17 protein-coding genes are annotated in these 18,894 nt (G+C 66.2%); 8 read left to right on the plus strand and 9 right to left on the minus strand.

What is annotated here, in order from left to right; all coding sequences use genetic code 11:
* Nucleotides 1-107: 107 nt before the first annotated feature.
* Genes ABD134_RS15015 through ABD134_RS15045 form a run of 7 tightly spaced genes read right to left on the minus strand, consistent with a single transcriptional unit; the run spans nucleotide 108 to nucleotide 8,083 of the window.
* Nucleotides 108-1,838 carry a type IV secretory system conjugative DNA transfer family protein gene (locus ABD134_RS15015; RefSeq protein WP_344230993.1) on the minus strand — a complete coding sequence of 577 codons (1,731 nt, stop codon included), beginning with the start codon at nucleotides 1,836-1,838 and terminating at the stop codon, nucleotides 108-110.
* A complete protein-coding gene (locus tag ABD134_RS15020; protein ID WP_344230995.1) occupies nucleotides 1,838-3,433 on the minus strand; it encodes a hypothetical protein in 1,596 nt (531 codons plus the stop codon). Before ABD134_RS15020 ends, ABD134_RS15015 begins: the two co-directional genes overlap by 1 nt.
* A complete protein-coding gene (locus ABD134_RS15025; protein ID WP_344230997.1) occupies nucleotides 3,433-4,950 on the minus strand; it encodes an SCO6880 family protein in 1,518 nt (505 codons plus the stop codon). The genes ABD134_RS15020 and ABD134_RS15025 overlap by 1 nt, the downstream gene beginning before the upstream one ends.
* Nucleotides 4,947-6,419, minus strand: coding sequence for a hypothetical protein (locus ABD134_RS15030; protein ID WP_344230999.1), 1,473 nt, complete (start codon nucleotides 6,417-6,419; stop codon nucleotides 4,947-4,949). The genes ABD134_RS15025 and ABD134_RS15030 overlap by 4 nt, the downstream gene beginning before the upstream one ends.
* 9 nt (nucleotides 6,420-6,428) lie before the next feature.
* Nucleotides 6,429-7,136, minus strand: a complete 708-nt coding sequence (locus tag ABD134_RS15035) for a DUF8175 domain-containg protein (protein WP_344231000.1) — start codon at nucleotides 7,134-7,136, stop codon at nucleotides 6,429-6,431.
* A 45-nt stretch (nucleotides 7,137-7,181) separates the two neighbouring features.
* The gene (locus ABD134_RS15040) at nucleotides 7,182-7,463 is read right to left on the minus strand and encodes a hypothetical protein (RefSeq protein ID WP_344231001.1); all 282 of its coding nucleotides are present in this window, start codon (nucleotides 7,461-7,463) and stop codon (nucleotides 7,182-7,184) included.
* A gap of 11 nt (nucleotides 7,464-7,474) precedes the next feature.
* A complete protein-coding gene (locus ABD134_RS15045; RefSeq protein ID WP_344231003.1) occupies nucleotides 7,475-8,083 on the minus strand; it encodes a DUF6668 family protein in 609 nt (202 codons plus the stop codon).
* A 142-nt stretch (nucleotides 8,084-8,225) separates the two neighbouring features.
* Between ABD134_RS15045 and ABD134_RS15050 the strand changes: the two genes are divergently transcribed.
* From ABD134_RS15050 to ABD134_RS15085, 8 genes are all read left to right on the plus strand, one after another.
* The gene (locus ABD134_RS15050; protein WP_344231161.1) at nucleotides 8,226-8,447 is read left to right on the plus strand and encodes a helix-turn-helix domain-containing protein; all 222 of its coding nucleotides are present in this window, start codon (nucleotides 8,226-8,228) and stop codon (nucleotides 8,445-8,447) included.
* A gap of 61 nt (nucleotides 8,448-8,508) precedes the next feature.
* The gene (locus ABD134_RS15055) at nucleotides 8,509-9,984 is read left to right on the plus strand and encodes a hypothetical protein (RefSeq protein ID WP_344231005.1); all 1,476 of its coding nucleotides are present in this window, start codon (nucleotides 8,509-8,511) and stop codon (nucleotides 9,982-9,984) included.
* Nucleotides 9,984-11,411, plus strand: coding sequence for a MinD/ParA family ATP-binding protein (locus ABD134_RS15060; protein ID WP_344231007.1), 1,428 nt, complete (start codon nucleotides 9,984-9,986; stop codon nucleotides 11,409-11,411). Before ABD134_RS15055 ends, ABD134_RS15060 begins: the two co-directional genes overlap by 1 nt.
* 40 nt (nucleotides 11,412-11,451) lie before the next feature.
* Nucleotides 11,452-12,489, plus strand: a complete 1,038-nt coding sequence (locus tag ABD134_RS15065) for a transglycosylase SLT domain-containing protein (RefSeq protein WP_344231009.1) — start codon at nucleotides 11,452-11,454, stop codon at nucleotides 12,487-12,489.
* 215 nt (nucleotides 12,490-12,704) lie between these two features.
* Nucleotides 12,705-13,043: a hypothetical protein gene (locus ABD134_RS15070; RefSeq protein ID WP_344231011.1), complete on the plus strand. Its 339-nt coding sequence runs from the start codon at nucleotides 12,705-12,707 to the stop codon at nucleotides 13,041-13,043.
* Between the two features lie 167 nt (nucleotides 13,044-13,210).
* Entirely contained in the window at nucleotides 13,211-13,498 is a 288-nt protein-coding gene (locus ABD134_RS15075; RefSeq protein WP_344231013.1) for a hypothetical protein, read from the plus strand.
* Between the two features lie 558 nt (nucleotides 13,499-14,056).
* Nucleotides 14,057-14,278, plus strand: a complete 222-nt coding sequence (locus tag ABD134_RS15080; protein WP_344231015.1) for a hypothetical protein — start codon at nucleotides 14,057-14,059, stop codon at nucleotides 14,276-14,278.
* A 532-nt stretch (nucleotides 14,279-14,810) separates the two neighbouring features.
* On the plus strand, nucleotides 14,811-16,412 hold the full coding sequence (locus ABD134_RS15085; protein WP_344231017.1) for a MarR family transcriptional regulator: 1,602 nt from the start codon (nucleotides 14,811-14,813) through the stop codon (nucleotides 16,410-16,412).
* A 1,123-nt stretch (nucleotides 16,413-17,535) separates the two neighbouring features.
* Here ABD134_RS15085 and ABD134_RS15090 read toward each other — a convergent pair.
* Nucleotides 17,536-17,676 carry a hypothetical protein gene (locus ABD134_RS15090; RefSeq protein ID WP_344231019.1) on the minus strand — a complete coding sequence of 47 codons (141 nt, stop codon included), beginning with the start codon at nucleotides 17,674-17,676 and terminating at the stop codon, nucleotides 17,536-17,538.
* An 848-nt stretch (nucleotides 17,677-18,524) separates the two neighbouring features.
* Nucleotides 18,525-18,758: a hypothetical protein gene (locus tag ABD134_RS15095; RefSeq protein WP_344231021.1), complete on the minus strand. Its 234-nt coding sequence runs from the start codon at nucleotides 18,756-18,758 to the stop codon at nucleotides 18,525-18,527.
* Between the last annotated feature and the right edge of the window lie 136 nt (nucleotides 18,759-18,894).

Consider the following 18,894-nt stretch of genomic DNA (forward strand, 5'->3'; position numbering starts at 1 on the left):
CCCGCGCTTCGGCCCACATTTCGCTGATCTTCATAATCAATCCCATTATGGCCGATGTAAGGTCCGAAGACGGTTGATGTCGAACCTCATAGCGGAATGTGCAGGCCCTAACTGGCGGGTTGATTGGCTGCGCGCCGTTCGTAGTAGTCCTTCGAGGCCGTCACGTCGTTGCCGTAGGGCTGGGTGGAATAGTGCTGGAGCTCGACCAGGGCCGGGGGCAGCCCGGAGGTGGACAGCACCGCGCGGCCGCGGGGTAAGGCGGCGAGGTCGTTGACGTCCAGGAGGCGTTCGCGCTGGATGGCGGTGGACACTGAGCGTCCACCCTTCTGCGTGGAGGACGTGCGGCGGATGACGTCGTGATCGCCGATGAGCTGGGACAGGAACGGCAGGAACGACGAGTCCGAGAGTCCGGAGCCGGCGACCCGGATGTTGGCGGCGGACCAGAGCTTTTTCATGCCCTTTTCCCCGAAGGCTTCCAATCCCTGATCCCAGCCCTGGAAGAAGGAGGACAGCACGATTCCGCGGGATCCGTAGTGGGAGTACACGTCGGGTAGTTGGCGCCAGCGCACCACGTTGGCAACCTCATCGAGCACGCCTGTCATCGGCGGGGAGAGCCGGCCTCCGGGCTGGAGTGCGGCAATCTCTTCGGCCTCGGTCAGTACTGCCACGGCCAGAGCGCCGGCGATGGCGCGGGTGGAGCCTGCGCCCTCCTTAGAGATCAGGTACAGGGTGTCGGTAGAGGATGCGAACCGTTTGGGGTCGAACTCGGCTCGGCCGAGCTGGCCGGTATCGCGTACCCAGGGGACGACCCGGTCGTAGGAGAGCACGTTGACCCAGGGGCGCATGGTCCCGTAGACCCCGTCGCGCTGCTTGGGAGTGAGCTGCTGGATCTTGCCCAGCGAGGCGGCCACTGCTGTGTGTCCGTGCTCGAGCAGGAGGTCTCGGGGGGCCTTGTCGTCGGGGTTCTGGGCCCAGAGGTGCACGTCTGTGATGGGCCGGCCCCCGATGGCGGCGGCGTAGAACATCATCGACAGCAGACGGCGGCCGTCGGATTCGAAGTAGGCGTCTTGGGTGGAGCCGGCTGAGGTGGCGGAGGTGACGAAGATGTCCGCGAGCATTTCGGCCCGCTCCATTCCGGTGACGAAGGACAGCGGGTTCCACCACCAGGTGGGTTCTTCGCCGATGATGCCTTGGACGTCGTGGACCCAGACGACCCCGGTCCGGGACCGGGGCCCGCGGGTCATGTCCACGAGGTCACGCTTGTTCGAGGTTGCCACCACAGGCCCCTGGGTTTCCAGGATCTGTGGGACGCACACACTGGTGGTCTTGCCTGCGCGGGGTCCCATGAGCCAGATCTGAACCCACTCCCACGAGGCGAAGAGTCGTTTGCCGTTGTTGACCAGCTTGGCCAGCGGCACCCCCGGCCCAGCGGACGTGGCGCGGAGCCGTTCAGAGTCCTTGCTTATGGTGGGTTCGTTGAGTGCGTCGAACTCCTTGGCCTTGGCCATCTGGGAGGCCAGGTGGTCGATCCTGGACCCGTTCTTCTGGCCCCGGCGCACCACGACCAGGAAGGCGGCCGCTACGACCAACAACACGGCTACCCCGGCGGCAAACACGATGAGCTGCCAGGCCCCGACCGGGATGTGGCCGGTGGCTTGGGAGATGAGGACGTCAAGTGGGCCGCCAGAGGTGCCGCCGATAGTGGGGTCGATCCAGGCGCCGAAGACCCAGAGGCCGAGAGCTCCGATGCCGAGAGTGAGGAGGCCGGCGGCCAGTACCCAGCCGGTCTCAGACGAGGCCGGCTGGGTGCGCCTGCCGGGGCGGGGGTCGGCGAGCATCACTGCACCATGTCCCAGTCGCGGTTGGTGTTGGTGTTGTCGATCTCCAGGTCGGTCAGCTGCACGTGCATTGGTACTCCTGCCTCCTTGCCGGTCTTGAGTAGGAAGTTTCCGGCCCCTGGGCGCAATCCTGCCCGACCGGTCCATTGGTCCACGGGTGCTTCGGCGATCCAGTCCGAGAGTTGGGACACCTCGGCGCGGGAGAGGTTGAAGACTTCGCGCAGGTTGCCCATCTCGCCTTCGGCGAGCCCGCCGAGGAACACCATCGCGGAGCGTTCCACGAATCCCCACGCGGTGGCGGTCAAATGCGGTTCGGCGAGTTTGAGGTCGTTCATGGTGTGGGTGACCATCACTTGGGCCATCATCCGGCCACGGTTTAGACGCGTGATGGAGTCGATGAAGTGCACCATGTCGGCTGAGGCTCGCAGGATCCGCCACAGCTCGTCCATCACCAGTAAGTAGGTTTTCCTCCGCCGTCCCTCGTCGGCCGCCAAATAGGCTTCCGCGCTGACGGTGGCTGAGCCGAGGTTCCAGCACAGGGACTGCACGGCGGCCATGAGCACGTGGTCGTTCTCGTTGACTCCGGAAATGTCGAACACGGCGGGGCGGCCGACCTCGATGTGTTCGGAGGTCGGTTCGGAGAACATCGTCCCGTACATCCCCGACGGACCCAGAGAAATCAATGCGTCCAGGACCTCGCGGACGCGCAGGTCATATTCGGTGTCATTGTCGTTGGTCAGGGTCACCGCCCGCAGTGTTTGCGGCCGGGCGCTGATGTGCGCGATGACCTCGCCCAACAGCGGAGGGGTAGTAAGCTCCGGGTCCAGGTCGGACAGGCTTGTGGCGATCACCGATCGTTCATGCGGGGCTAGCTCGCGGCCCAGCATCATGCCCACGACGCCAGCGATCAGGGACCGCCGCCGGGAGGCCATTTCCTCCAGCGCTTTGCCCCGTTCCCTGGCATCCTGAATGCTGGTCAGTCGTCCCACGATGGGGCCCAGGTCCATCGGGTTGATGTGTCCCTGGCCCGGGGAGAAGCGGATGACCTGACCACCGAGGTCGCGGATGGTATGCACGTAGTCCGGGCGGGTATCGGCCAGTACCATCGGGATGACGCCCCAGTCCGCCAGCACAGTGATCCACCGGTGCACCATGGAGGTCTTTCCCAGCCCGGGCTGCCCAAGGATGAACGCTGAAGGGTTGGAGATAACCCCGGCCCGAAACCAAGAGACAGGGTCGGCGCATACGAGGGAGCGTCGGCGCAGGTGATAGCCCAACGGGGCGCCGATGACCGGCAACCCAGCCCCGGCCGAGAACGGGTAGAACCCGCACACCTGCACGGTGGTTCCCTGCAGCTCGAAGGGGGCCTCGATGACGTCCACCGGTCCGCCGCCGGCCCGGCTCCAGCCGCGCGGGCCGGGCCGGTGCCGGGAGACCTCCCGGGCCTGACGCCAGCGTTCGGTGAGCCTGGGACGGGACTGGCGTGCGGCGCGCTGGCGTTTGGCATCCTCGCGCTTGAGCCGGGCCAGGTCCTTCTTGGACAACGTCAGCGCGGTTCCGGGGAGCGTATCCGGGAGTGTCTGGAGGTCGGTCATCAGAAGAACTCCCTCAGGGTGTCGGGGATGAGCATGTGATCGGGCAGTACCAACCCCAGGGGCAGGCCTGCCTGGAAGGTCACGGCCTGGTTAGCCAGGGCGGGACGGATCCGCAACCGGGCCGGACCCAGCAACCCGGGGATGCGCTTGTCCCAGACCTTCAAGTCCTCCTCCGAGGTGCCGGTAATGGTGATGACCAAACCGAAGCGGGTCAACCCGGCACCTTGGGCTTCCTCGGAGGCAGTCTTGGCTGCGGCAGCCTGTCGCAGGGCAGCGCGGGCATTACGGCGGGTCTGAGATCCGGCGAAGGCCGCGTCATTCTGTTCTTGCTGCACTAAGGCGGTGGTCCGTTCGGCCGCGATGGGCCGGTAGAGCAAGGTGACGCGCTTGCGCAGCAGCCCCGGAGAGGGCTCCAACACCCGCTTCAGAGAGCTAGACGTGAAGTGTCCTTCCGGGCCCTTGTACATCGTCCAGGACTTCGAGACCGCCCGGTCGTGGCGGTAGTGCTCAAAGGAGTCCTGGGCGAACGAGGGTCCGGCATCCTCCCACTGAAGGTCGGTACCGCCCTCGGCCTGCATTTGCTCCACCAGGGAGGCCACCGTCGGGTCATAGGCCACGCGCGTGAAGTCCGTGATCTGCTGCGCGGTACACGCCCGCACCGCCCCGGCCCCGGTGCCCTGCAGACCTCCGACAAGCCCGGGCAGGCGGGTGCCGATCTCCTCAGCCATCTCCGCCCAGCCGCGGTCGCCGGTCTTGCCATCGTGACGGCGACCGTCGAAGGTCACACTCACGCGGGCCACCAACTGCGGGGCCCCGCCCTGGAAAGTTTCCCCGATGCGGTCGGTGACCGCACGGGCGTAGTCCGGGGACAAATCGGTGCGGTTGGTCTGAAGCAGATTTGCCAGACGCAGCCCGGAGTCCGGGGAGGACTCAATGGTCACCGAGGCCCCGCGGATGCCCTCGTCCAGGCCTCGCTGGGTCAGCCAGGAACCCCACACGGCCACCCGATGATCGATCTGCTCTTGGTCCACCAGAGAGTCCCCGTCGGGGTGAGTCTCGATGACGACGGAGTAGTTATACACCCCGGCCCCGGCGACCCGGATCAGCCCGAAGGCGTTGCCATAGGAATCGGTGAACTCGCCCAGTTCAGACTTAGCCATCACCCCGGGCAGGCGAGTGGCCCCGTCGGGGGTGCCCTTACCGGTCGGACCGGCCAGGTACACGTCGCGGCCAGATTTCTCTTTGATGCGCTGTGCCAGTCGCAAGGCGATCCTTCCGTAGATACTGCGTCCGTCCCGCTTGGTCACCTTCAGCAGCAGCACCGCCACCGTGACGGCCATGACGAGGGCGAAGGCGATGTACCAGCGGCCCGTGGCCATGAACAAGATGCTCAGCAACACCACCGGGATCAGAGACAGACTCACGCCCATCGATAGTCCGCCCAGCCCGGAGCGGCGGGGCACGCTGAGGTTGCCGAACACCTGTGGCTCGATCCGGACAGGCTCGGTCGTGCTCATGCTCGGTCTCCTTCATCGTCCAAGGCCCGGTCGACCCGGACGCCCTCGGCGGCTTGCGCCCCGGCATGACTGGCTTGGGTGTACCGGTTGATAGCCTCAGCCCACCGGCCAGACCCGGAGGGCCCGCCCGCGGCGGTTCCAGCCGAGCCACCGGCAGCCTGAGTTCCGCTGGCAGTCGATGCGGTCTCGGCCCGGCCCCCGGTGCTCGTCTCAGCGCCGGAGGCTGCCCCGGCCGCAGACGTCGAAGACGACGTACCCGAGGCGGATCCCCCCGCAGCGGACCTGGTCGATGCCGCTGCCTCGGTGCTGTTCCCGGAAGAGGCGCCACCCGGGGCCCCGCCGCTGGCCGACGGGCTTCCATCTGATCCCCCGGCGGTGGTCTCGGTGGTGGAGGGCGCTCCCCCGGCAGGTCCGGCTCCGGACGAAGTCGGACCGCCGTCCGGATTGCCCCCACCAGGGACAGGCCCGGAGGCGCCGGCCGGTCCGGCACCGGGATTGACACCACTGGCCATCATTGCTCCGGCGCCGCCCCGGGCGGCTGTTGCTCCAGCTCCCAGGCCCCCGGCCAGCACGGCCGCCCCAGCGGCGACCCCTGCGGCCCCGGACAGGGCGGCTCCGCCGGAGAAACCGCCAGAACCGGCAGCGGCGGCCGGGACGATGAACTTGATCAACATTGGTAGGGCTAGGCCGGTCAGACCGAGGACCAACAATCCAGTGACAGCCGACGCCATCCCGACACCGAGGTCGGAAGCCTGGGACAGGTCGGTGTCGTCGATCATCATCCGGAAGCCCAGAGCATAGATCCCTCCGGCGATCGGCTTGAACAGCAGCAGGGCAAGCAGCCAGCCGTTGGCCTTGCGCCAAGCCTGGTTGCCAGTCTCTGTCCCGGAGGCGGCCGCCAGTAAGGCAATGAAGGCCATGAGGATCACCAGCATCAGGTTCCGGAAGATCATGAACATGAAGTTCACGAGCGCTCCGAGCAGCATCAACAAGTACATGACAAACCCCACCGCGGTGTTCCCTGCCAAGACAGTGGTGGAGGGGATGAACATGTCCATTGAGGTGTTGCCCTCCGTGGAGCGGTCCAGCAGCCACCGGGCTGTCTCGTCTCCGGCGGTCAGCAGGATCGGCACGGCGGCCATGTAGACCCCCGTGGCCAGCACGAGGTTCACGATCGGCTTGGCCAGGTTCAGTGCCCCGGAACGGACGTCCTCGGTCATCACCAACCGCACCAGGCCGAAGAGGAAGCCGATCACGGCGAAGACCCACACGAACCAGCTCAAGTCCTGCTGAAGCAGGAGCAGTCCCACCGATTCCAGGTTCGGCGGCGGAACCTCCATCCACCACGTGCCGATAATCTTGGCCATCTCCACAGCCCCGTCATAGAGGCCTTCGACCATATTCTCGAAGGCGTCGTTCGCGGCTTCGCCTGCGACGCAACCAAGGTCACCGAAAGTGCAACCTGCCATGATGTGCGCCTACCGCCAGCGGACGTAACCGCTGGTGTCCTGGAGGACGGATGTCCGGGGCTGATTGCCGGCACCTTCAAGGTCGAGGCGCCAGTCCCCGGCCTCTTCATCCCAGACCATTTCCATGACCACGGAAGCATTGGCCCCCGCTGCCGTGATCCAGTAATCAATAGTGGCGCTGTCCTCGTCGGCGGCCAGGACGCGGAAACCCTCGAAGACGGCACGCTCGTAGTCAGATGAACCCTCCCCCACGCTTTCTATGGCAGCATCTCGACCTGGCCCGGGGACCGCGCCCTCTTCCTCTCCTGCGCTGACGGCGGCGAACAGGTTCGGGCCTGCGAAGACGGCGCCTGCGGGAGACCGTTCAAAGCAACTCCACAAACTTCCCTCCTGCGTGGAGGGCCCGTACCGCTCGGAGGTCGGAACTAGCCACTCGTATGGATGGGTTTTCCAGACGGTGTCTGGTGCTTCGGCGGGGACGGTTTGGTCCACGTTGCTGGCTTGGCATGCGGCGACGGCCTGGGGAGGCGCAGGGGTGGCTGCCTGCTCCGTGGCCGTCGGTGTGGTGGTGTTCTCCGGTGCGGCGGTGGTGTCGCGTGGCCAGAGAACCACGCCGACGATGATGCCGACGACCAGGACCACCAGGAGTCCGCCAGCAACCCACCACCCCAGACCGAATCCGGCCTGGGCTGAGTCGGTGTTCTTGTTCTTGGCCATGGTGGCCCCCTTCGCTGTGTGTCGTCGCTCGGTGTCTCGAGTGCGTTAGACGAAGACGCGCATGATCGCCCCGGCGCCAGTGGCGAGCCCGCAGACGATGATCGCAATGGCCAGACCCTTGAGGCCTTGAATCTCCCGACCGGTGAAGGCGGCGAACACCAGGGAGCCGGCTGAGGCCAGGAAGCCGGCCACGCCGATGATGATGACGATCCAGCTGATCCAGTTCAGCAGGGTCGTGATGCCCTCGGTGCCTGGAGGCTGCTCGGGGGTCGGGTTCGGGATGACGCTGGCGAAGGTCGAGGCGGTGGCCATCAGGTCCATCAGCATGGTGGGTCTCCTTATCTAGGGGTGCGGAAGGCGTGGATGATCTTGGTGAGCCTGCGCGGCAGTCGCCCGGGATCCGGCGGCACGTGCCGCCAGGCCTCGATCCACGGCAGGTGAGCGCCGCGGGGAACCTTGCGCAGGAGTCTCTTGACGGCTTTCTTTTGGCCGTCGGCCAGGGTGGGGCCGTCATCGACCATCACCAGCCCCAACAGGGTCGAGGAAGGCAACTGGCCGGCGGCCCAGTGATGGGTGAACGCCTCGGCGGCGGCCAGGCCGGCGTAGTGAGTCCGTGCCACGGCCAACACCTGCAAGGTCGGCAGGGGGCGGGCCCACCCGCCAGCGACCGGCCAACCGGTACCGGCATCGACGGTGTCGTCCCCAAACAGGGAGGCGACCGTGGTGGCCCCCGCTCCCCCATGCAAGCCGAAGACGGTCACCTGACGAAAGTCCGTCACGGTCGTCTGTGGCCACAGCGCGGCATCCGGATCGGCGGCGACGGTGATGTCCTCGGGTGAGGTCGGCCCGTAATACAGCGCCGCGGTGTCGAGGCCGCCGTCGTTCTCAGCCAGACTCTGCGAAGAGTTCTCGGGCGCGACGACAAAAGGGTTCCCCCGTTGGGCCACTTCTGCTCATCCCCTTAGCATGTGATTGGCCAATACAGTCAACTCAAACATTTCGCGTCAGAGGCGTCAATATGGACTTTTGTCTATATTGCGTGTCTTGCGCTTGACGAACCTATTGCGTTCGTGAGGACAATGGAGCGTGATGATGAACGATGCCACGGCGGTCGATTCACTTCTGGAGGGGCAGCCTGACCTGCTCACCACCGATGACATCTGCACGCTGATGCGGGTGTCCCAGGGCACCGTCCTGCGGTGGATGAAAGAACAAGGGTTGCCGACGATCTCGGTGGGACCGCGGTTGCGCCGCGTGCAACGCGAGCACTTCCGGGAGTGGCTGCTGAGAGCGGACGAGATCAAGGACTGACGTTTCCACCTCGGGGGGGGTAGTGGACGAAACCGCAGAGCCAGAGTTCAACCTAGAGACCGTGCCGGCCTTTCCAGTGCTGACCCTATGGCTGGATGAGGCCACCGAACGGACCGAGCTGAACGGGGTCCCGGTCGAGCCCGCCCCCGGTGAGGGCTACCGGCAGGCGGCGATCGCTGCCGTGGTGCGCGAAGTCCAGCGCCTGTGCTTGGATGCCGTGCGGGTGCGGGTGCTCTCCCCCACCGATGAGACCTGGGACATGGTGGTCACCGCCAACGGAGACGTACACGACGCCACCGTCGCCGACCTCACCCCGGAAAAGCCACAGCGGGGGCCGCGCCGCCGCTGGCTGCTCCTCGGGGCCAGCACCCTGGCCGTGTTCGCCCTCGGCGGCCTCGGCACCGCCGTGGCCTTGTCCATCACCGGCGACAGCACCCCGGAACGATGGGTCGTTCCTGGAGCCGACCAGCAGATCCCGGTGGCCCTGCCCGAGGCCTTCTCCGGACGCTCGGCCTGGTCCGTGCCGGTGGCCGAGAACTCCGATCTCACGGCTTTGGACACTGGGCACATTCTCTCCGCCGATCCCGACGGCACCCTGACCGCTCGCGCGCCGGAGACCGGCCGGCCGGTCTGGCGCGGCATCTCCGCCCCGAAGGACCTCACTTCGGCTGTGCACACCGACTGGGCCGGCACTCCCTCTCTGGTGGCCCAAGCCGGCAATGAACTGCGCGTGTGGGACCTCCGCACCCCCGAGGATGGCTCGACCGTCCCGGCCACGACCATCCCGGTAGAACAAGGCTGGAGAGTCGAAGTTCGAGGGGCACGGCCCCTGGTGGCCAAAGAGCACTGGATCGTAGGCATCCCGGCTGCCGGGCATAGCCTTACCGATGTGGTCATCCCCGCCGGTTCCCGCGCCCTGACCGTCACCGGCGACAACCAGATCATCACCGCCGCCGAGGCCAGCCTCTACACCGTCAACGCTGACGGAACCGTGGCCGGACGAGTCTCCTTCACTCCCCCGGCCGGCGCCAGTGGCGCACCTGTGGTGTCGTGGATGCTCGACGCCGACCATGCCCTGCTGGGCTGGAAGACCGAGGACTCTTCCACCGTCATGGCCATCATCCAGGTTCAAGACGGGGTCACCCTGGCCACCGCCGAGGTGCCGCAGGCCCCGGACCAACGTCAGCAACCCCTCATCGAGGCCGAGGGGCGCGCTGCCGCCTTCGACACCCTCGCCTTGACCTGGGGCGAAGGGCCGATGCTGCGTCCTCTGCACAGCTTCGAGACCTCCACCATTGACGGCGCCACCGCCTACGGGCTGGCAGGCCGCACGGACCCGGCCAGCCTCGACCTCTCCTCTCCGGACTCGATCCCTCAGTCGTGGGAGACCTTCACCGACGAGGATCCCGCTCCTGACTTGGTGAATGCCGACGCGGGCTACGTCGTCGCGGAAACTCTCGAGAACACCGTGCTCTACCGCTCCGAATCGGCCGACACTCCAGCCGCCGATCCGGCTGATGATTCCAAGGAGAAGTGATGATCCGCATCCAGATGGACTCCCCCACCCGCGCGAGCCTGATCACCGACACGGAGACGACAGAAGTCACCTGCCCGGCCGGTGAGCAGCTCATCGACGCGGTGATCGAACACCTGGTGCGCTGGGCCCGCAGCGACGGCACCCGACTGATCGCCCAGACCGACGACACCCCGCCAACCTGGCTCGCCGTAGACCCCACCGGCACCGTCACCCCCCTCGACCAGCCGCCCACGGTTGCTCCCGTGGCCACCACCGCCGCGAACACCACCGACATCACTCCCGCGGAGCAGCCCGCACCGGAGGCCGAACCGGCCATGGCCACGCTCCCGACCACACCAGCCACACCGGCCACACCGGTGACACCACCGTCCCGGCCCAACCCCCTAATCACCACCGGCGCCACCACCGGCCCGGCACCGTCCGCGTCGGCCGCTGTCGCACCCCAGTCGACGGACACCCCAGTGGCTCCGACTCGGCGTAGTCTGCGCGACACCACCTTCCTGGTCCCAGACCAAGCCACGGAACCGGCCTCTCGGGGTTGGCGGGCCGCCCTGAACACCCTTGGTCTGCGCATCCCTGCCTCGGCGGCCGAGCTGGCCGAACGCAAAGATGTGAGCACCGTGTCCCAGCACTGGCCCGGCCCACGCACCGTGGCCGTGGTCAACCGCAAGGGCGGCGCGAACAAGACCCCCACCGTGGCCCTGCTCTCCGCGGTGCTCGCCCGCTACGGGGGCGGTCCTGTGCTGGCATGGGACAACAATGAGTCCCAGGGCACCCTGGGTTGGCGCACCGAGCAGGGCCCGCACACCGCTAGCGTGTTGGACCTGGTGGACTCCTCCACCCGGCTTCTGTCCCCGGCGACCTCCACCGCCGACCTGGCTCACTTCGTGCACCATCAGCCGGCCGACAAGTACGACGTGCTGCGTTCCGATGAGAACGACGAGGGCGACCATGAGGTCACCGCCGAGGAAGTCGACCTCGCCCACCAGGTGGCGTCCCGGTTCTACCGGATGATCATCATGGACTCGGGCAACACCGCCCGATCGGCGAACTGGCGGCGGATGATCGACCACACCGACCAGCTCGTCGTCCCGGTCACCGCGATGGAAGACCGCGCCGAGGCAGCCCTGTTGACTCTGCAGACCCTCGAAGCCAGAGGCGGCCACGACGCCGAACTGGCCCGGGGCGCCGTGGTGATCGTCTCCGAGTCCACTGACGCCGGCCGAGGCCTGGGTGGGGACGCCCTGAAGAAGGCCCGCACCGAGGCCCAGCGCATCGCCGATGGCTTCGCACCTCTGGTCCGCGCCGTGATTCGTGTGCCCTACGACCCGGCGCTGGTGCGCGGGGTGATCCGCTATGACGCCCTGCTCTCGGGGACCCAGCGGGCTTGGCTGGCGGCCGCCGCGGCCGTGGCCCAGGGTTTCTGAGGAACAAGCCGCCGTGAACCACTCTCGCAGCCTGCTACCGATGGGCGCAGCAGCCGCCGTCGTGGGGCTGCTGATCCTCATCCCGGTGATACTCATGATGTTGGACGAGCCCACTCCCGCCGCTAACACCGGTTGCATTCCGGCCGGTGGCAGCACTGCCGGCATTCCTGAGCAGTACCGCGAAGACGTCAGTGCAGCAGCCAGCGAGGCCGGGGTTCCGGCGGCGCTGGTCGCCGCCCAGATCCAGTCTGAATCGAACTGGAACCCCCAGGCCCGCTCCCCCGTCGGAGCACGCGGTATCGCGCAGTTCATGCCCGCCACCTGGGCCGAGTACGGCCAAGGCGCCGATCCCTTCGACGCGAAGGCCGGCATCACTGCCCTGGGCCGGTATATGAAGGCCATCCGCGCAGACGTCCAGCATCTGGGCACCACCGAGGCCGAGCGGGTCGACCTGACCCTGGCGGCGTACAACGCCGGCCCCGCAGCCGTGCTCCAGCACAACGGCGTCCCGCCGTTCCCGGAGACCCAGGCCTACGTCCGCAAGATCAACGACCTGGCCCAGCTGGACTACTCCGCCGACTGCGCCCCTCCGGGCGGATCCGTCATCGGCGAACTCGGCACCGGGGAATGGACCCACCCCCTACCCGGTGGTGTCCTGACCAGTCGCTACGGGTACCGCGGCTGTGTAGCTGGGGTGGCGTGCAACGAATACGTCTCCACCCACCGTGGCCTGGACTTCTCCACCGGAGGCGGGGCCACCATTGTGGCCCCTACCGACCTTCGCGTGACCGACGCCGGGGTCAACCAGTACCAGGGCCACTACGTCGTCGGCCGGATGACCGATGACCCAGGGCTGGTCTTCCAGTTCCACCACTGCACCCCTGACACCCTCCACATCGGCCGCGGCGACACCATCGCCACGGGAACCCCGCTGTGCCAGGAGGGCAGCTCGGGCAACTCAGCACGGGCGCACCTGCACTTCCAGATCAACGCACCCGTAGCCGACGACACTCGGCCCACCTACGAGCACGCCCTGGACCCCTATCCGATCCTGATCCAGATGGGCATCGCATTATGAACCGCACCCGGCTTCTGGCCTACATTGCCATCGCAGTCCTCGCCGCACTGGTTGGTGTTGGAGTGGCGCTGGCTTTCACTCAACCGTGGAGCCGCGACGACCCCGTAGCCACCACGGCCCCAACCTCCCCCGCTACCAGCCCCGCAGTCTCCGACGAGCCTGTCTCAGATGGAGTCAGCGATCGCCAACAGATAGCTCTGGAAGCCGCGCGCATCATGACGACCTGGACCCCGGACGAGGACCTCAACCGCACCGCCGCTGAACTTCGGGCCCGACCCTTGATGACCAAGGACCGAGCCGTGGTCGTCATCGCCCCCGAACGGCCTGCCACCGGAGCCGAATGGCTCGAAGCCGCCGAACGCGGAGCTACCTCGGTGCCCAACGTCGAGCTCAACTACGCCACTGAATCCAGCGAGACCGGTGTTTCCGTGACCGCAAAGTGGGCCTGGGACTCCCCCGACGGCAGCGACATCCCCGAAGAACCGGGAACACAACCCCGCAGGTATTACTTCGAGTTCACCGAGGAGAACAAAATTCATGACTACAGCTACTAACCCCGTCGTCCCACGGACAGGTGGCTACTTCGGAAACTACGCTCCCGTGCTCGCAGCACCGTGTACGGGGAGAAATACTCCACACCGGACCTACTGGCCAGCACCGGCGCCGGACGGCGGCCCACCACTGGGACCTCCCGGCCCGCCACCAGGTCGCCAAACGCTTCATGGACACCACCTGCTGGTTTCCCACCGGTACCGGAGCCGACCGCTGGCAGCCGGCCAGTCTGGCCGGGATCGACCTGGCACCTGCCCACGATGTGGACGCCATGGTGCAGGCCTCCTCCATGCTGGCAGCCACCCCGCACTGGCTGCGCCGCGACAACGTCTCGGACGTCCTGGGCGACCCCATGGAGAGGGCCGGGATCTCGAGTCCGGCGAAGTTCCGGCAGCGCGAGACCATCGACTCCACCGGCCGCAACCTCACTTCGATCCTGCCGGCCCCGCTGCGGTGACGCCTGGTCGGACTGCCGCTGAGAGCACGACACGCCCAACACGCCAGCGGCTGAGAAAAAAATCTCTGGCCGATCTTGAGGCACACGGGCCACATCCCGGCCCGGGCCGCCGACCACTCCCCTGGTCCGGGCGCGTATCCGGCCCTGGGCAGGAGCAGAGCGGTAATGCTGGCGTGCCCGGAACCGGCTGCAGATCTGCCGCGGCACAGCAATGCTGGCATTGCCATCAACGGCGTCTTCCACACAGCCACGTGAGGCAGAAATTAGCCTGTAACAGGATGCTCCCCCACATCAGAAATCACCACGCTGGCGGCATAGCCGGTAATGCTGGCATGAATGGCAATGACGGGAATGACAGCACTGACGCCATAGCCGTTTCTGGAGGCATTGCCGGTCGGTTCGAGCCAGCCCGGAGCCGGCAACGACGCGCTCGGCGATGGGCAGCCCATCCCAGTGCTGGGGCGGAAAGATGCGGCATGGGCACTGGCACAGAGGTGAATCACACGGTGGTAACTTCGAAGGCATCAACCACCAGTCAGACATCGAAGGAGCGACGCGATGAAGCAATCCGTCACCACCTCCGGCAACGGTTCGACGGCTCGAGCCACGACACGACGGTCCGATTCCAAAGGCGACCGGGCCTTCGTGGGGACACGCATCCCCGCGGACTTGCAGCCACGACTGAAGTCGAAAGCCGAGCAGTCGAACCTCACCGTGTCTGAGTACGTGGAGCGGCTGATCGCCGCGAACCTCACCCAGGAGGGGCAACGGATCGCGTAGCCACTCCGGACAAAAAGATGGGCCCGCAGAAGCGGGCCCATCAAGAAGCCGGACACCAGGGGCCGTTGCCGGGGCCCGCCGGAAAACCGGACATCGTGTAACTACACCTCACCTCGACGGAACGGACTGCAATCCGATACGTCAGTAGACCGAAGGCCCCTGCAAGGGCCGCCGACCAGAAGGAGGTAGAGCCCAAGGCTCCATCACTACTTCGATATGCACTTAGCCAACTGACCGGCCCACCTGACTCTCACACCACGGTGGGTACCGGTGCTTTGACGTTCCCGGAAGGAACATCGCCATCGTAACGCAGCCTGAAGAGGGACTGCCAGCATCACGCACCCCCGCGCGTCGAACCGACCACGGTGCCATCTGGCGAGCCCTAGCCCCCGCACTCGGCGGCCGCGACCGCGTCCGCGTCTCCCGAGACGGCGGACGCAACTACCCGGCCCGGTCCGAGGTCGACCTGCACGAGATCCTGGCCAAGCCACCCGTCCGTCCAGCAGCCGTCCTTATTCACACCCGTGACGGGATGTGCCGGACCCTGTGCCTGGACTTCGACGCCAAACCCGCCACCGGTGGGGAGCCTGCCGTCCTGTCAGACGTGCATACGACCACGGGCCTCTTGCACGCCGCCGGCGCCTCCTGGATCCGCGACCGGTCCCCTTCCGGTGGGCGCCACGTCTACGTGCCACTACGCGAGCCCGTGCCCTTCCATGTGGCCCGTGAGCTGGTCGAGGCCCTGGCGATCGCCTGCCCCACCCTGGACCCTTCACCGCACCGGTCCATCATCAGCGGATGCATCCGCACCCCCGGGTCGGTTCACCGTGCCGGCGGCCACCAGCAGCTGGAGATGGGCCTGGAAGACGCGGTGGCCGTCGCCACCCACCGCAACGGTCAGGATGCCTTCGACCGGCTCTGGGAGGAGCTGTCCGAGTACCGGGCCATGGTCCGGGCCCACCGGTACGACGAAGCCGAGCCGGATGGGGTGGTCTCAGCCGATGCGTCCGGCCCAGTGGCCGTCTCGGGCCGGACCATGTCCACGGAGATGCTGCGCACAGCCACCGACGGGACGTGGAACCACACGCGGTACGCCTCGGCCTCCGAGGCACGGCAGGCCGTCCTGGTCAACGCCGCGGGGTCCGGACTGGGCCTCGTCGACATCCAGGCCAGGATCCTCAACGGCGTGTGGCCCGGCCTGGCCCAGTTCTACTCGCGCTACTCCCCCACCCATCGGCAGGCAGCGCTGCGACGGGACTGGGTTGAGGCCCAAAGATTCGCGACTCAGAGCCCTGTCCGTAAATCCAACACAAGCCAGCCTTCTACACAGGGGGGGCCCTCAGTATCTGCCTCCCAGCAGGTGCGGACCTGGCTGAACGCCCTAAAGGTCGTGGATACCCGGCTGGGTAGTGATCGCAATTCGCTCACCAAGCGCCTGCTGCTCCGGGCCGTGGCGGAAGCCTGCATGAAGACCGGCGATGTCGTGGTCGCTTTCGGGGTCCGTGCCCTGGCCGTGGCCATCGGCAGTGATGCCAGCACGGTCTCTCGCCATCTCCGCGAACTGGTCCAGGACCCGGAGCCGTTGCTTGCGCTCATCCAGAAGGGTCACGGCACGGAGGCAGACACCTACCGGCTGGTCGTACCTGACCACCTAGAACAGGCCGCTGCTGCACGGTCGTGGCGACCGGGGAAGATCCATGCCCTGCGCCCAGTGTTTCGGTCACTGGGCATGCCTGAGGCCCTGGTGTTCGAGGCCCTGGAGATGCTGGGTACCTCTGTGCCGGTGAAGACCCTTGTCCAGGAGTCTGGGCTGTCGCGGACCGCGGTCAACGATGCGCTGAACGTGCTGGCGTCATGGCGGCTGTGCACCGGCTCCGCCGGACTCTGGAGCCTCTCCCCCACTGCCAGTGACGCAAACCTGGAGGCGTTGGCCGAGCAACTCGGCGTCCTCGAGCAGGTTTTCCAGCAGGTCGCCCGGTACAGGGCCGAGCGCGCCGTCTGGCACAGCTGGCTGGCGGCACGTGCCGCAGCGCAGTCCGCCGGGTACATCGACGACCTGGCGCACGCCTCCCTGCTGTGGGAGTTGGTCGAACCGCCACCGGACCCATGGGAGTCAACCCTCGTACCCGGCTGAGGCTACCGCCTGGGTACAGCTGCAGACCCTAGAACCTGTCTCCCAGAATGGCGACCGGTGCAAACAGCGGCTGGGTGTCGATGACCGAGTTGTTGAGAGGATGGGGGCATGACCAACAACCCAGTCCTCAGGCCCGAGGTGTGGATCGCGCCTACCCTGGCCGCGGTCGCTTGCCTTGCTCTTCTGCTCTGGGCCGTCATTAAAGTAATCCGGGCCCCTCATCTATCGGTTCTGCTCCGTCTGGGCCTATTGCTTCTTGCTATTGCGGTGCCCTACCTGGGCGCCATAGTCGCGGCGCTTACGGCGCGCCAGCAGCGTCGCGTTCTCCCCGAACGATGAGGTGTCTGTTGACGAGGAGTGTGTTTGATGTGGTGCGGTGGGTCGACGTCACGGATACCCTGCATCTTTCGTCGGCCGAGCCGCGGTGAATGTGGCAGACCTGATTCCCATCGGGGGATGTCTACCAGTGCTTTGATTCTGATGGTGATGGCGGGCAGCATGACACCGCCGCGGCAAGTCAGGGTGAGCTTGTCGTACCGGGTGGCCAAACCCCGCCACTGCTTGAACACGTTGAAGGAACCTTCCACGACGTTGCGCCGTCTGTAGGCCTCGGTGTCGACACAGACCGGTCGGTCGCCCCTGGCCACGCGGCGGGGCCGGTTGGGTAGAGGTCGACCCTCTGCGGGATGACCGCCTGGACGCCCTTGCGGCGCAGCAGTGCCCACTGCGCATCGGTCAGGGCTTCAGTGCGTGTCGCGCTCTCAGCATGTCAACGTGACCAGTCACCCACTAATAAATGCGCCTACGCCGCCTAGTCCTCCTGGGTATCGGCCGGCTGGTACCCAAGCCCAAGACCCACGGTAGCCAACGCGTTGGTGCCGGCTGTGCGCAGGGTCGCGACCTGCGGGACCGGCGTGACTTCGACATCTCCGAAGAGGATGCTGTTCACAGCGGAACCTCGCCTTCCCCCGGCACCCGGTTGCTGAGGGTGGAGGTCATGCCAGCATTACCGGTCGAGCTGGCAATGGAGTCGGCGAGGCCCCGATCCACGCTCCCCCGCTCGAAAACGCGGCTGGCTTGCACGATGCTGTCGAAGAGCCCGATGCCCACGACCGGTGTCGCCTCACCGGAGGCAGTCGGCGAAGAAGGCCATAGACACAATGGCTTCCACATCGAAACCCGTGAGGCATTCGCCTCGGCCATCAATGAGTGCGGACACCATGGCGTTGAGGTCGACTGGTGCTGGATTGGCGGTGATCGTCATGCTGAGCTCCTGCGTAGTGGATGGTCCGACTGCCATGTGTGCGGAAGCCCGCCCGAACTTCACCCGGGACCTGGGGGCGCCTCGCTGGCAATGCTGGTATTGCTGGGACTGCGGGCTTTGCCAGCCTCAGGGTCAACGACGGCGGTTGTTCCAGTACTAATGGCATTGCCAGCATTACCGCCCCCACTGGCGTCCTGGGCTCCGCCCCGTGGGTCTGCCGTTTTGTGCCGGACCTCGCGGCCGGGATGCAACGAGCAGGGGACGGGAGGCGACCGCCCAAGCCAGTGGCGTTGTGCGCTGGAGCGTGCCCGTCCCCACCTGCTCTGCGTGCACTGTGGGCTTCATCCCGTCGACCCGGCACCGAGGTCGCTCAAGCCTCCGGGTTCGTCTGCGCCATGCCGGTCGGAGGGCTGCCGACCGCCGCCATGATGGTTCGCCGACGTGGTGAGAATCGCCGTGGACCGCGCATCGCTCATCGGAGTACGTCGGCAACGGCCGTGAATGCCGAACGGTAATGCTGGCATAACCGGCCATCCCGGCGTTGACGGTCTAACGGGTCATGTTTGCTGTGCTCTCTTCGACAGTGAAGCGGCACTGCTGGCTTTGCTGGCTCCACTGGCAAGCAGTCATTGACGGCACGACTGGCACTGACAGCAATACCAGTAGCGCAGGCGATATTGAAGCGGCCTGCGCGAAGTATGCCGTCGAGGGCATCTGTGCAGAGCTCGCCGGTAGTGCCAGCAAAAGGGCTATTTCAGTCAGTGAGACCGGTAATGCTGGCAAGGCCCTTTGCGCGGAACCAGCATCTTCCTCTCCGACTAAAGCTGCAAACAAGCGGCTCATGATCCCTAGGCAGTTTTAGCGTCGAGGCCGATAATGCCAGCATTATGGAGATGTGTGATGGTGAAACCAGCATTGATGGCACAACCGGCAAGGCCGGTGGGGGGAGACCTTGCCATCAGTCTTCGGCGAGTGAAGATACCATTGCCAGCAATGCCAGTAATGCCAGCAATGACAGTCAAGCTAACCTGACCGATCACGAGGCGATCACTGGCCAGGGTACCAAACAGTAATACCAGCATTGCCAGCCAAGCTTGTCTGACTGTTACTGCTGGCCATGGCGTTGATACCGTCAATATCGGCGTTTCGTGAGGGTGTTCGCCCGGGGCTTCGGGTTAGCCTGTGACAGGATCGCGCTCGTGAACGATCGGGCCGCAG

The sequence above is a fragment of the Citricoccus alkalitolerans genome (assembly GCF_039528175.1).
Classification (GTDB): Bacteria; Actinomycetota; Actinomycetes; order Actinomycetales; family Micrococcaceae; genus Citricoccus; species Citricoccus alkalitolerans.